This is a genomic window from uncultured Mucilaginibacter sp. (assembly GCF_903913935.1).
GTDB lineage: Bacteria > Bacteroidota > Bacteroidia > Sphingobacteriales > Sphingobacteriaceae > Mucilaginibacter.
The window spans coordinates 20,431-32,397 of the sequence record NZ_CAIWNH010000402.1; the positions used below are offsets into that span (position 1 = coordinate 20,431).

Annotated in this window: 12 protein-coding genes and 1 pseudogene; 9 read left to right on the forward strand and 4 right to left on the reverse strand. The window is 43.9% G+C overall.

Annotated features, from left to right (window positions below):
• The first annotated feature begins 723 nt into the window (after positions 1-723).
• Both QZY09_RS16225 and QZY09_RS16230 read left to right on the forward strand, forming a co-directional pair.
• A complete protein-coding gene (locus QZY09_RS16225) occupies positions 724-939 on the forward strand; it encodes a hypothetical protein (protein WP_295674051.1) in 216 nt (71 codons plus the stop codon).
• A gap of 3 nt (positions 940-942) precedes the next feature.
• Positions 943-1,353 carry a putative toxin-antitoxin system toxin component, PIN family gene (locus QZY09_RS16230; RefSeq protein WP_295674053.1) on the forward strand — a complete coding sequence of 137 codons (411 nt, stop codon included), beginning with the start codon at positions 943-945 and terminating at the stop codon, positions 1,351-1,353.
• A 58-nt stretch (positions 1,354-1,411) separates the two neighbouring features.
• Here the strand turns inward: QZY09_RS16230 and rsgA are convergent, their stop codons facing one another.
• Positions 1,412-2,332, reverse strand: a complete 921-nt coding sequence (gene rsgA / locus QZY09_RS16235) for a ribosome small subunit-dependent GTPase A (protein WP_295674054.1) — start codon at positions 2,330-2,332, stop codon at positions 1,412-1,414.
• A 218-nt stretch (positions 2,333-2,550) separates the two neighbouring features.
• Here rsgA and QZY09_RS16240 point away from each other — a divergent pair, with 218 nt between their 5' ends.
• The 4 genes from QZY09_RS16240 (at position 2,551) to QZY09_RS16255 (ending at position 5,544) form a co-directional block, all read left to right on the forward strand.
• Positions 2,551-3,042: a hypothetical protein gene (locus tag QZY09_RS16240; protein WP_295674055.1), complete on the forward strand. Its 492-nt coding sequence runs from the start codon at positions 2,551-2,553 to the stop codon at positions 3,040-3,042.
• A complete protein-coding gene (locus QZY09_RS16245; protein WP_295674056.1) occupies positions 3,039-3,635 on the forward strand; it encodes a hypothetical protein in 597 nt (198 codons plus the stop codon). Before QZY09_RS16240 ends, QZY09_RS16245 begins: the two co-directional genes overlap by 4 nt.
• A 215-nt stretch (positions 3,636-3,850) precedes the next feature.
• The gene (locus tag QZY09_RS16250; protein ID WP_295674058.1) at positions 3,851-4,795 is read left to right on the forward strand and encodes a hypothetical protein; all 945 of its coding nucleotides are present in this window, start codon (positions 3,851-3,853) and stop codon (positions 4,793-4,795) included.
• 23 nt (positions 4,796-4,818) lie between these two features.
• Entirely contained in the window at positions 4,819-5,544 is a 726-nt protein-coding gene (locus tag QZY09_RS16255) for a hypothetical protein (RefSeq protein WP_295674060.1), read from the forward strand.
• A gap of 65 nt (positions 5,545-5,609) precedes the next feature.
• Here the strand turns inward: QZY09_RS16255 and QZY09_RS16260 are convergent, their stop codons facing one another.
• From QZY09_RS16260 to QZY09_RS16270, 3 genes are all read right to left on the reverse strand, one after another.
• Positions 5,610-6,584 (reverse strand): transglutaminase family protein, encoded by a 975-nt coding sequence (locus QZY09_RS16260; protein WP_295674062.1) that lies wholly within the window; start codon positions 6,582-6,584, stop codon positions 5,610-5,612.
• A 115-nt stretch (positions 6,585-6,699) separates the two neighbouring features.
• Positions 6,700-7,635 carry an alpha-E domain-containing protein gene (locus QZY09_RS16265; RefSeq protein WP_295674064.1) on the reverse strand — a complete coding sequence of 312 codons (936 nt, stop codon included), beginning with the start codon at positions 7,633-7,635 and terminating at the stop codon, positions 6,700-6,702.
• A gap of 117 nt (positions 7,636-7,752) precedes the next feature.
• The gene (locus QZY09_RS16270) at positions 7,753-9,201 is read right to left on the reverse strand and encodes a circularly permuted type 2 ATP-grasp protein (RefSeq protein ID WP_295674065.1); all 1,449 of its coding nucleotides are present in this window, start codon (positions 9,199-9,201) and stop codon (positions 7,753-7,755) included.
• Between the two features lie 449 nt (positions 9,202-9,650).
• Here QZY09_RS16270 and QZY09_RS16275 point away from each other — a divergent pair, with 449 nt between their 5' ends.
• The 3 genes and pseudogenes from QZY09_RS16275 to QZY09_RS16285 form a co-directional block, all read left to right on the forward strand.
• Positions 9,651-10,739 carry an alkene reductase gene (locus tag QZY09_RS16275; protein ID WP_295674066.1) on the forward strand — a complete coding sequence of 363 codons (1,089 nt, stop codon included), beginning with the start codon at positions 9,651-9,653 and terminating at the stop codon, positions 10,737-10,739.
• Between the two features lie 301 nt (positions 10,740-11,040).
• Positions 11,041-11,370 (forward strand): glyoxalase/bleomycin resistance/extradiol dioxygenase family protein, encoded by a 330-nt coding sequence (locus QZY09_RS16280; RefSeq protein ID WP_295674067.1) that lies wholly within the window; start codon positions 11,041-11,043, stop codon positions 11,368-11,370.
• Between the two features lie 203 nt (positions 11,371-11,573).
• Positions 11,574-11,967, forward strand: a pseudogene (locus tag QZY09_RS16285) (ribokinase); the annotation flags it as partial.

Sequence of the window (11,967 nt, forward strand, 5' to 3'; positions counted from 1 at the left end):
TGTTGGAAATATTGCAAAAAAAGACAAATTGAAGCCCGCAGGGATGACATCGCCCGCAGCGCTAAAATATCGTTAAGAGAATATCATTCAGGGAAAATTACTCCTATTACTGCCGACGAAGCAATGAAGAAGTTGCAGGCTTTGGCTAAATCCTCAATTGACTAAGGAACCGGCACTTAATTTCTATTTATCAGAATAATCTTCATAAGCAATATATATTGTGCATAGTACACTTTCAGTACCCGAGCTAAATGACGGCTTCGGTAGATATGTTGTTTGCCCGTTAAGTATTCTATATTCTTTTATAGAATGTGCCTTTAAAAAATCAATCAGTTTCTTATTTAGTATTTCGTTAATTCCATCGTCATCTTTTATACCAGGATTCCCGGCCGGATAAGTATAAGAAAATCTTGCAAATAATTCCATCTGACAATTTACGGTTTTTTTAGAAATATGCTCGAACTTGTATAAATCATGTCACTAAAAAAATCCGAAATCGAACATCCGACTTCCGAAATCCCGTCACGCTCTCGTATCATTCCCATGATAAATACTCAAATAACTTCTATTACGAAAGCCGTTTCCGCTTTTGATTTTTGCAGGTGCCAGGTCTTGTAAATAATCGGATAAGTTCGTGTTCGATCTTAGCTTTTTGTAAAAATCAACTTAAAGAATATATCGGCATATTTGTATATAAGATTACAATAAAACTAAATTTACAAAATGGAAGCTGTTGGAAAACTCACTAATGTGCAAATTGAGCTGCTCAAATTATTTCAATATAATTTGCCGGAAAAGCAATTAGTTGAAATTAAAAATATGCTTGCAAAATATTTTGCTGATACCGCGACCGCTGAAATGGATAAGTTATGGGAGGAAAATAACTGGAATAATGATGTGATGAAAGATTGGGCCAATGAAAATTTAAGAAAGAAATAATTTATGATAGCAGTATTGGATACCAATGCTCTCCCGGTTTCCATCGCACCCAAATCTATTTACAGGCCAATTATTAACGCGCTGATTGAAGGGGATTTTGAATTGGTGCTTAGTAATGACATTTTATCCGAATATACCGAAGTTATTGAAAGAAAAGCCAATGCTACTGTGGCTAATAATATTGCGGAAATGCTATTGAGTCTCGATAACCTTAAAAAAGTTGAAGTTTATTTTGAGTGGAACTTAATTGGCAAAGATCCGGACGACAACAAGTATGTGGATGCAGCGGTTGTAGGCGGCGCTGATTTTATTGTTACTAATGATCAGCATTTTAATATTCTTAACGCTGTTCCCTTTCCTAAAGTAAATGTTATTGATATAGACGGTTTCCTTGACATTATATTAAAAAGATAAACCATTAAATTCCGATCCCGATAGCTATCAGGACGAAAATCCGACTTCCGAAATCCGCTCACGCTCTCGTATCATTCCCATTATAAATACTTAAGTAGCTTTCATACCGTGATAGTTCTATCTCTCCGTTTTCCAAAGCTTTTAATACGGCGCAGCCGGGCTCATTAATGTGGCGGCAGTTGTGAAACCGGCACTGGTGCATACGGTCGCGCATTTCGGGGAAGAAGTGGCTCAGCTCCTGTTTTTCTATGTCGATGACACCCAGTTCTCGGATGCCGGGGGTATCAATAATGAATCCACCTTCGGGCAGTTCAAACATTTCGGCAAAGGTGGTGGTATGCATACCCTTGTCGCTCCAGTCGGATACCTGGTTAGTGCGCAGGTCGAGGTCGGGGAGGAGGGCGTTGATCAAACTTGATTTACCCACGCCAGAGTGGCCAGAAAATAACGTTACTTTATCTTTCAGCAATGCCTTTACCTGGCTGATATTGGTTCCCTCCAGGGCAGATACTTCATAGCAGGGATAGCCTATATTTTCGTAAATAGATTTATAGTCTGCTAAAACTTCCAGGCCTTCATCGCTGAAAAGATCGACCTTGTTAAACACCAGCTTCGCCGGGATGCTGTATGCTTCAGCGGTGACCAGGAAGCGGTCAATAAAACCTAAAGAAGTACGCGGTGAAGCAAGGGTAACCACCAGCAGGGCCTGGTCCAGGTTGGCGGCAATGATCTGCCCCTGTTTGCTCAGGTTGATGGATTTGCGGATGATATAATTTTTGCGGGGATGCAGGGTTACTATCACGCCGGTTTCCTGATCGGGCTCCATTTCAAAATCAACCACATCACCCACTGCCAGCGGGTTGGTGGTGGTGATGCCTTTAGTACGGAAGATCCCTTTAATGCGGCAGTCCGTTCTGTGGCCGTCGTTTGAAAGAACGCTGTACCAGCTTCCGGTTGATTTAATGATAAGTCCCTGCATAATGGCGGTAAAGGTATTAAATTTAGTAAAGTGTACCGTTATCCGCTAATAGTAAACCCGGAAAAGGCATCCCGGGTATATCAAAATTATTCTGTTTACATTTGTTTAACGTTTGGCTGATTTGCGCCTAAGCGGTTGATTTTCAGGTTTTTTTTATCGTGTGTAGCGTTGTGTTAATTGATGGCGTAATGCTTTTAATAAACTTAAATTCACCAGTAATGAAAGCTAAATCCTTAATCCTTATCATGGGCTACGTGGTAGTTTGTTTAGCCGCCTGTAAAAAAACGCAGCTTGTTCATCCAACCATAAAAGCAGCAACTATTACTGACACCACTACCGATGTGTATGTTGCCGGTTACGTGGTGGCCCAAAACGGAAACAGCGTGGCGGCGTATTGGAAAAATGGTGCGCTAACCCGATTAACAACAGATAGCGCAGATGTTTCTGTGGCTTATGGTATTGCGGTACAGGGCAATGATGTTTATGTAGCGGGCCTGGCCCCGGGGGATTCTTCAGGTACCCGGGGGTATTATGGAAAAATGGTGTGCCTCAAATGCTTTATTACGGAAGAGATTATTCGCAGGCCAGTTGTGTTACTGTGCAGGGAAGCGATGTATACGTTGGTGGTTTTGTTGCCGGCTCAGGTAGTAACCTGGATTCGGCCATATACTGGAAAAATGGGGTGGGGCATTTACTGCCTTCGCCCATGAGCGGCTCATACCTTACTGCCATAACGCTAAATGGTTCGGATGTTTATATGGCCGGGGAAACCAACGCTGGTGATTATGCCCACATCCGGGGTACCTATTGGAAAAACGGCGGCTCGCCGGTTACCGTTCAGCCTGCCGATACCTCTTTATCCTCTTTTGCATTTGCCATCGCCTCATCCGGTTCGGAAGTCGACGTGGCAGGAAGCGCCAAAGGGTATATGGCAACGTACTGGAAAAACGGCACGCCTACGCAGTTGGGCAATGCCACGATAGACGGGAGTTATAATTATGGCATTGCAACCAGCGGTTTGGATGTATTTGTAGTTGGCGCTACTACCCATAACAATTTAAATGTGGCCACTTTATGGAAGAATAATTTGCCAACTTACCTCACATCAGTGGCCCCCCTACATAGTATGGCAAAAGCCATTGCTTTAAATGGCCCCGATGTGTACATAGCCGGCTCTACATTCGACAATATTTTTAACAACAATACCACTGCTTATTACTGGAAAAACGGTACTGCTGTTAAACTCAACGCTGCGGGTTCAAAAGGCGGTTGGGCCAACGCTATTGTGGTGGTGCCTAAGTGACCGCAATTAGTTCGTTAACCTTCTGTTTTTTAAATTGATACACTAAACGTTCGACACCATAAATTAAACAATGTAATTTTTATTTAAATTGCAGACAAATCATGAATTTAAAATTAACGAATCCTTTTACAATATCCTTCAGATTTGAATTGTGCGTCTTTTTATCTGTCTTCGTTTTTTTTGCAGGAACTGGCTGTAAAAAAAGCAGTAACCCCGTGCCAAAAAAAGCGGCGGATGTTTATGTTTCGGGATATATAACAGCGTTAAATAACAATAACGTTGCTGCTTATTGGAAAAATGGTGTAATTACAGTGATTGGTGATAGCACTGTATTTTCTATCGCAACCGGAATCGCGCTTAATGGTCAGGATGTTTATGTGTCCGGAGCTGCAATTTCAGCAACCGGTAATTTTATTGCTACGGTCTGGAAGAACGGTGTTCCCACGAAACTCACAAATGGCGCCGAAAGTGCGGAGGCTACAGCTGTTACGATAAACGGGAGTGATATTTATGTGGCGGGATATGCCACTAACAACGTTGGGGTAATTTCAGCAGCTTATTGGAAAAACAACATGCCTGTTTATCTCACCGGCACGGTTGCACAAGCGATTACGATAAATGGCGGGGACGTTTATGCTGCTGGAAGCTCGACACATTTAAACGGGGTTACGGGGGGCTATGTGAATTTGACAACCTATTGGAAAAACGGAGTTGCGACAATTTTACCCAATCCGTTACCGGGGTTTATCAATGGCTTTGCAGATGGTATAGCTGTTTCGGGTAATGACGTATATATGGTTGGTTATGACGACCAGGGTGAATATTGGAAAAATGGCACGGCAATGCCGCTCACAGGCGGACAGGGGGCTAATCCATGGGCCATCGCTTTAAGTGGCAACGATGTTTACATTGCTGGCCAGGTTAATAATGCAAATAATTTTTTTGTTGCAACGCTATGGAAAAATGGGACAGCCGCCCCACTATCAGACGGGACATCAAATGCAGTAGCGTTTTCAATCACAATAAATGGAAGTGATGTTTATACAGCTGGCTATACATCCAAGGGGAATAAGCCTATTCCTACTTACTGGCAAAACAGCAGACCGGTATCGTTTAAATATATTGGGTCATTAACCGGAATAGCAGTTGTACAACAGTGATTTTGAAAAATTGTCAAACGTAAATGAAAATTGTTTTTATCTTTTTAACCATTCTGTTTTTTGGTTTTGTGACAAGCACCTTTGCGCAGCGAAATAATAAAGTAATCCAATTTGACATTTCCCCTGTTTTGAACGCAAACCCTATAACTACATTTGTAGACAACAGCTTAATCGGCTGGACGATCGGCATTGACGGCGGAGGGCAGGCTGATGGTTATTGCACAAAATCCGCGGCATTGTTTAACAAACAAGACACCGCACATGCGCTCCCCGATGACGCGCTGTTCTCTGCAAATCATTTCCATCCCGCAATACAACTCCATTATTCAAGCGAATATAGCACTGACAACCAGGCGTGCAGCATCGCGGGCATTGGTGCCGCCCAATTTTCGGTTCCAAAGGCAAAATACAAAGCCATTTTCCTGGCGCTGACAAGTGCCGAAGGCGCGTCGTTCCTGAAAATTACGCTGATTTATACAGATGGCGGCGTAGTTAAAAATATCCTGTTGCCCGATTATTACCAGGACATACTACCAGGCGATCAAAACGTTTGTTACCTGGCGCATAACCTGGCTAAATGGGGACCAGACAACCAAATGACCGAGAAAGATCATCATAATATCGACCTGCTTAAATTAATCCCTGATCACAATAGGAAGCTTACCGGGATAAAGATCAGCAAAGGAAAAAAAGGTTACCTGGTTTTTTGGGCAGCGTCAGGGGAGAAGGAAGAAATCGATAGACCATAGTCCATGGATGTTTTTCAACCCAATCAACTTAATCCAACTCAATCACCCCAATCAACTCTATCAACCTACTGCTGCTGTTGTTGCTGCTGTTGCATGATCTCCATATAGCGTTGATAACTGTTTTTAGGCGTTTCAGAAATGATGCTGGTGATATGGGCTTCGTTGATCTGGATCTCGGAATTACTTAATACATTTTCATCGTCTACTGATACTGCAACCTCCAGCTTATGGTTTGATGACCCTTTGTATACTCCTTTAACCGGCGAACAATCTGAAAAATTACGGCCAACGGCCAGGCGTACATGCGTTTCATTGGCAATGCAGTTATTGGTGGGGTCGATACCCAGCCAGCCATAGTCCGGGATATAGGCTTCGGCCCAGGCGTGGGTAGCACCAATACCCCGTAAACCTGTACTTTTGCTGGTGCAGATATAGCCACTTACGTAACGGGCAGGGATATGCACCATGCGCAGCATTTCCATCAGGATGTGCGCAAAATCCTGGCATACGCCGGCTTTTAACTTCCAAATTTCGTCCAGCGTGGTATCAACGGTAGTTACGCCTTTTATATATTCAAAGTTTTGATAAACATACTCGCAAAAGCGTAATACTACCTGGTAGGGTGCGTATTCGTTTAGTTTCTCGTGGTCAACAATTGCACGCAATTCATCAAGCCCGACAAAATATTCCTGTTTTAAAAAATCAATATACGGTACTACAAATTGCAACCGTTTCAGGTCTTCCCATTGCTGGTCGGGGAAAATATCGTTAACCGGCAGTTCGCGGTGTTTGGTTGCCACCCATATTTTTGCATTGATGACCAGCGCCATATGTGGTTCGCTGTAAGTAAAACTGCCCACTTCGTTGCCATAATAATCAATATGCGTATCCACGTGCGGGTTGCCGGTGATGGTAATTTCCTGTTTGATCACTTCCTGGTATGCGTCCTTAATCGGAAACAGGATGATCTGGTTGGCACTGTCGCGTACAGGGCTTTCGTAAATATAGCGGGTAATATGCTGGATCTCAAATTCGGGCATTTCTGTAGGTGTGAATTAGTGAATTAGTGAATTGTTTATTACGGATTTCACCGATTGTTTTTTGATTTCACCGATTGGTTCGTCTTTCTGACTTTTCTGACTTTCCGGATTTTCCCTATGAATTTGCAAAGTAATGTTCGTTTAAAGAATTTCCTATTCCATAAAGTTCTTTCCTTATCTGCGTTAAAAACAGGTGCAGGCCTTCTTCCTCAATGGTGCGTACCGAGCTGTATTTGATGCGGCTTTGCAGGCGGCCTATCTGGAACGACATTTCGCGGTAATCCTCCAGGTTGCTATCGTCTTTCAGCCTGTCAAAATAACGCTGGATATTGTTTACCGAATAGATCACTGATCGCGGAAAATCATTATTTAAAACCACTTGTTCCAAAATGTTCGAGGATTCAAAGCCTTCACGGTATGTTTTAAGATATAGTTCATAACCGCCTAAAGATTGCAGCAGGTGTTTCCAGTAACTGGTGTCAGTCAGCAGGTCGGGATTGTCATCAATAGAGCCAAATTTTGTATCGAGGATGTCCACGGATTGAATCGCCCGTTCCAAATATTTGCCAATATTCATAAAGCTGCGGCCCTCGCCGCGTTCCATGGTGATCTCAGCGGTGCCATAGTAAAGCATTACCTGTTTGATCAATACATCCAGCGTTCCTATAGGGTCCTCGCGTTGTAAGGCCCGCTCCAGCCGTGTTTCTTTCACCGTATGGTAATACTCGTTTAAACATTGCCAGAGATCTTTCGGGATATGCTCTTGTACACCCCTTGCATTTTCGCGGGCAAGAGTGATGATATTTACAATAGAATTAGGATTGTCCTTGCCGATCACCATATATTTCAACACGGCACGGCTGTTGTTTTCCAGTTTTTCAGTCTCTTCCTCGCCCGATCCTGCGAAGATCCGGATCACCGGCTCCCAGGTAAACTCCTGCATTGCATCCTGCGATGAGGCATAATTAATTTTGAGCATACGCAACATACCGTCGCTACGCTCAATGTAACGGCTTAACCAATAAAAACTTGCAGCTACTCTACTTAACATTATTTTTTTATTTCGGATTTCGGATTTTCGATGTCGGATTTGACTCTCATCACTTCACAATTCGATATTCAACATTCATTATTTTAAAAAACCTTTTGGCTTTCACCTTTCACCTTCCTAGGCCAGCACCCACGTATCCTTACTGCCGCCGCCCTGCGAACTATTTACCACCAGCGAACCTTCTTTCAATGCCACGCGGGTTAAGCCGCCAGGCACGATCTCGATCCCCGAAGGGCCGTACAAGGCATAGGGCCTAAGGTCGACACGGCGAGGCTTTAGTTCGCCCTGCATATAACATGGCGCGGCTGAAAGGCTGATAGTTGGCTGCGCGATAAAATTGCGCGGGTCTTTCAAAACTTCCAGTTTATAATCTTCAATCTCCTTTTCGGTGGCAGCATGGCCCATCAGCATCCCATACCCGCCGCTGCCATTGGTTTTTTTGATCACCATGTTATTGATGTTTTTAAACACCAGCGCCCTTTCGTCCGGGTTGCCCAGCTGGTGGGTGGGTACGTTTTTCAGGATCGGTTCTTCATTCAGGTAATAACGGATCATATCCGGCACGTATACATAAACTGCTTTATCATCGGCTACTCCGGTTCCTATCGCGTTAACAATGGCCACATTCCCTTTGCGGTATGCGCCCATCAGCCCTGCTACACCCAGCATACTGCCGGGGTTAAATACCAGTGGATCAAGATATTCATCATCCACCCGGCGATAGATCACATCAACTTGTTGCAGGCCGGTGGTAGTTTTCATATAAACCTTATGGTTGTTCACCACAAGGTCGCGGCCCTCAACCAATTCAACGCCCATCAGGCGGGCAAGGGTGGTGTGCTCAAAATAGGCTGAATTATATATACCCGGCGTTAACAGTACAATGGTTGGGTTGTTGATCTGCCGCGGCGACAAAGCCAGCAAGTTTTTATATAAAATGGATGGATACCCGGTTACGCTTCGAACACCGCATTTAGGCAGCAGATCGGGGAAGAGGCGTTTGGTGATCTCCCGGTTCTCCAGCATATAACTTACACCCGAAGGGGTGCGCAGGTTATCCTCCAAAACATAAAACGTACCGTCGTGATCGCGGATCAGGTCGATACCCGAAATGTGAACATAAATATCATAGGGCACCTGTAGCTGGTACATTTCGCGCAGGAAATGCGGGCAGGAATAAATAATGTCTATCGGTACAATGCCATCCTTAATAATGAACTGGTTGTTATAAACATCCTTTAAAAAAAGGTTGAGCGCGGTAAGGCGTTGTTTAATACCTTTCTCCACAAAGGCCCATTCATCTCCGGTAATGATGCGGGGGATGATATCAAACGGAAAGATCTTTTCGATCCCCTCACCGCTGTTATAAACGGTAAAGGTAATGCCCTGGCTCATGAACAGCCGCTTGGCTAACTCTTCCTTTTTGTTAAGGTCATCTGCCGATTCTCCCGAAATGTACTCAATAACCTTGCGGTAATGATCGCGCACGAGGGCATTTTGGCCATACATTTCGTCCCACACCCCGCTAATGGGGCTGTATTTGTCAAAATAAGCTGATTCCTGCATAAATAATTGTATAAAATAAACCAGTTACTTTTAAAAATCGTAATTTATGAAGTGTTTTTGTATAAAAACGAATAAATTGCTAAAAAAATTAATAAATTTTTAATTTTAATTGCAAATTAAGATAAATATTATAAATATTTCGATAAAAGATAATGTTTTGGGTAGAGATTAACGATCAAGGATTGATGATTGTCAATAAAAAAACTTTAAAATTGGTAAAAAATTTGTGTTTGTCGTTTTTTGGCTCCGATATACAATTGTTTATCAGTATGATCGCCATTTTTTGAATTCCTTGCATCCCCATCCCTCAAAAAAGCACGCCTGCTATTTATAATGTTTCCGAAGATCTTTCATAAGTCTGTCATATTTAAAAGTCAACCGGGTTTACTAAATTAATTGTTATACTTTTACGGCGTCACAACAGTAAAACTATAAAAAGAGAAAGAAATATGGAAGCCTACAAATTATTCACCCCGACAAAAGTGGGGAGTATAGCAGTAAAAAACCGCATAGTAATGTCGCCTATGACCAGGTGCCGCGCAATTGGCAATGTGCCAAATGACCTGATGGCCGAATACTATGGCCAGCGCGCCGGTGCCGGCCTGATCGTTACCGAAGGTACATCACCTTCGCCTAATGGTTTGGGTTATGCCCGCATCCCCGGTATTTTTAGTAAAGAACAGGTTGAAGGATGGAAAAAAGTAACCTCGGCTGTGCATGCCAAAGGCGGAAAGATCGTTATCCAGTTTATGCACTCAGGCCGTATCGGTCACCCGGCAAATTTGCCAGAAGGAGCAGTATTGCTTGGTCCCTCAGCTGTAAAAGCTGCCGGCAAGATGTGGACCGACAGCCTGCAAATGCAGGATATGGGTACCCCAAAAGCTATGACTGCCGAAGAACTGGTATCAACCAAAGCCGAATTTGTTGCCGCTGCAAAAAACGCTATCGAAGCAGGTTTTGACGGTGTTGAACTGCATGGCGCAAACGGGTACTTGTTAGAGCAATTCCTGTCGCCGTTTAGCAACGTACGCGAAGATAATTATGGTGGCAGCATCGAAAACCGGGCCCGTTTTGTGATAGAAGTGGCTACAGAAGTGGCCGCCGCTATCGGTGCAGATAAAACCGGCATCCGTTTATCGCCTTACGGCGTGGCCAGTGATATGCCGCATTACCCTGAGATCGACGCGACTTACCAGTACCTGGCAAGGCAGCTAAACAACATTGGCATCGCCTATATCCACGTGGTCGACCACTCCGCAATGGGTGCGCCTGCGGTGCCTTTGGCTATCAAACAAACTATCCGCCATACTTTTACCAATACTGTTATCCTGGCTGGTGGCTATGATCTTGCACACGCTGAAGCCGACTTGCAAAGCGGTTTGGGTGATATGATAGGGTTTGGTCGTCCTTTTATCAATAACCCGGATTTGGTTGAACGTTTTGAAGGTGATAAACCATTGTCTGCTGATTTAAAAATGGATTTGTTTTATGCTGCGGATGAAAAGGGGTACACTGATTACCCGGTATACAGTGATTAAATAGTTTTTATTGAAATATTGAAAGGGTTAGCTGATAGGCTGGCCCTTTTTTGTTACCCGCTTGATTGCCACAGGGTCTGTTCCCTTGGGTATGGCCTTCGCTTCTGAATCTGGCTTTGTTCGTTAACTCAAACAGGCCGAAGCCACAAGCGGGGGACAGGGCATAAATTTAAGATAAAGCTTGATAGGGTTGGCCTTGCCATACGCTAAAGCTCCAATCCGCAGTTAAAAGAAGGAATCCGGAGCAGTTTTTGAAAATTTAGTTAAATCGCTAAATTAGTCCTGCAAAACAACCGCTGGTATGGAAGCTTCCCCCAGCATCCGCCTCACCGTCCCCTTCTTTATGGTAAAAGATATGGACGCATCCCTGCACTTTTATGTAAACCAGCTGGGGTTTACCCTCACTAACCAGTGGACGCCCCGCGGCAAAATAGAATGGGGCTGGTTAACGCGGGAAGCGGTGTCGCTGATGTTGCAGGAGCCCCGTGACAAGGAGAAGTTTGATGCTGAAGGGCCAAAGGGGAAAGGTATTTCTATCTGCTTCCAATGGGAAGACGCTCTTGCCCTGTACCACGAGTTTGCCGCAAAAGGTGTTAAGATAGAGGAACCGTTTGTTGGCAATAACATGTAGGTTGTTTGCTTTACTGATCCCGACGGTTACAAACTTGATTTTGAAAGCCCGAGAGATGTGTCTAAAGAAACGACATATTCAGACTGGGTGAAAATACGATAGGGTCAAACCTTATAAGCTGTTTTTTTCTTTCGGTACTTCCCGACTTCACCGACTTTCGGACTTCCCGACTTATTCCTATCTTGCCCGATTATAAAAAATGTATGTACGATATTTGTTGTGTAGGGCATATTACTTCGGATAAGGTGGTTAACAGCCGGTCGGTGCTGTTTATGCCAGGCGGTACGGCGTATTATTTCTCGTGTGCGCTAAGTAAGTTTGATGTAAACTACCTATTGGTTACGGCGTTGGCGGCAAAGGAAATGAGGTATGTGGAAGATCTTAGCACCAAAGGTATTGAGGTAAAAGTTCAGCCCAGCACCAATACCGTATTCTTCGAAAACATCTACGCTGAAAATCAGGATGAGCGCAGCCAGCGGGTAACCCAAAAAGCCGACCCTTTTACGATAGAGCAGTTGGCGGATGTTGATGCCCAAATATTCCACCTCGGCCCTTTGCTGGCCGACGATATTTCGGTGGAACTGATCAGGGAATTGG

What these genes read in the sequence shown, in the direction of transcription:
- rsgA (WP_295674054.1), bottom strand. Translation starts at nt 2,332, where the DNA reads ATGCAGGGACTTATCATTAAATCAACCGGAAGCTGGTACAGCGTTCTT.
- QZY09_RS16225 (WP_295674051.1), top strand. Translation starts at nt 724, where the DNA reads ATGGAAGCTGTTGGAAAACTCACTAATGTGCAAATTGAGCTGCTCAAA.
- QZY09_RS16270 (WP_295674065.1), bottom strand. Translation starts at nt 9,201, where the DNA reads ATGCAGGAATCAGCTTATTTTGACAAATACAGCCCCATTAGCGGGGTG.
- QZY09_RS16265 (WP_295674064.1), bottom strand. Translation starts at nt 7,635, where the DNA reads ATGTTAAGTAGAGTAGCTGCAAGTTTTTATTGGTTAAGCCGTTACATT.
- QZY09_RS16230 (WP_295674053.1), top strand. Translation starts at nt 943, where the DNA reads ATGATAGCAGTATTGGATACCAATGCTCTCCCGGTTTCCATCGCACCC.
- QZY09_RS16240 (WP_295674055.1), top strand. Translation starts at nt 2,551, where the DNA reads ATGAAAGCTAAATCCTTAATCCTTATCATGGGCTACGTGGTAGTTTGT.
- QZY09_RS16255 (WP_295674060.1), top strand. Translation starts at nt 4,819, where the DNA reads ATGAAAATTGTTTTTATCTTTTTAACCATTCTGTTTTTTGGTTTTGTG.
- QZY09_RS16275 (WP_295674066.1), top strand. Translation starts at nt 9,651, where the DNA reads ATGGAAGCCTACAAATTATTCACCCCGACAAAAGTGGGGAGTATAGCA.
- QZY09_RS16245 (WP_295674056.1), top strand. Translation starts at nt 3,039, where the DNA reads ATGAGCGGCTCATACCTTACTGCCATAACGCTAAATGGTTCGGATGTT.
- QZY09_RS16260 (WP_295674062.1), bottom strand. Translation starts at nt 6,584, where the DNA reads ATGCCCGAATTTGAGATCCAGCATATTACCCGCTATATTTACGAAAGC.
- QZY09_RS16280 (WP_295674067.1), top strand. Translation starts at nt 11,041, where the DNA reads ATGGAAGCTTCCCCCAGCATCCGCCTCACCGTCCCCTTCTTTATGGTA.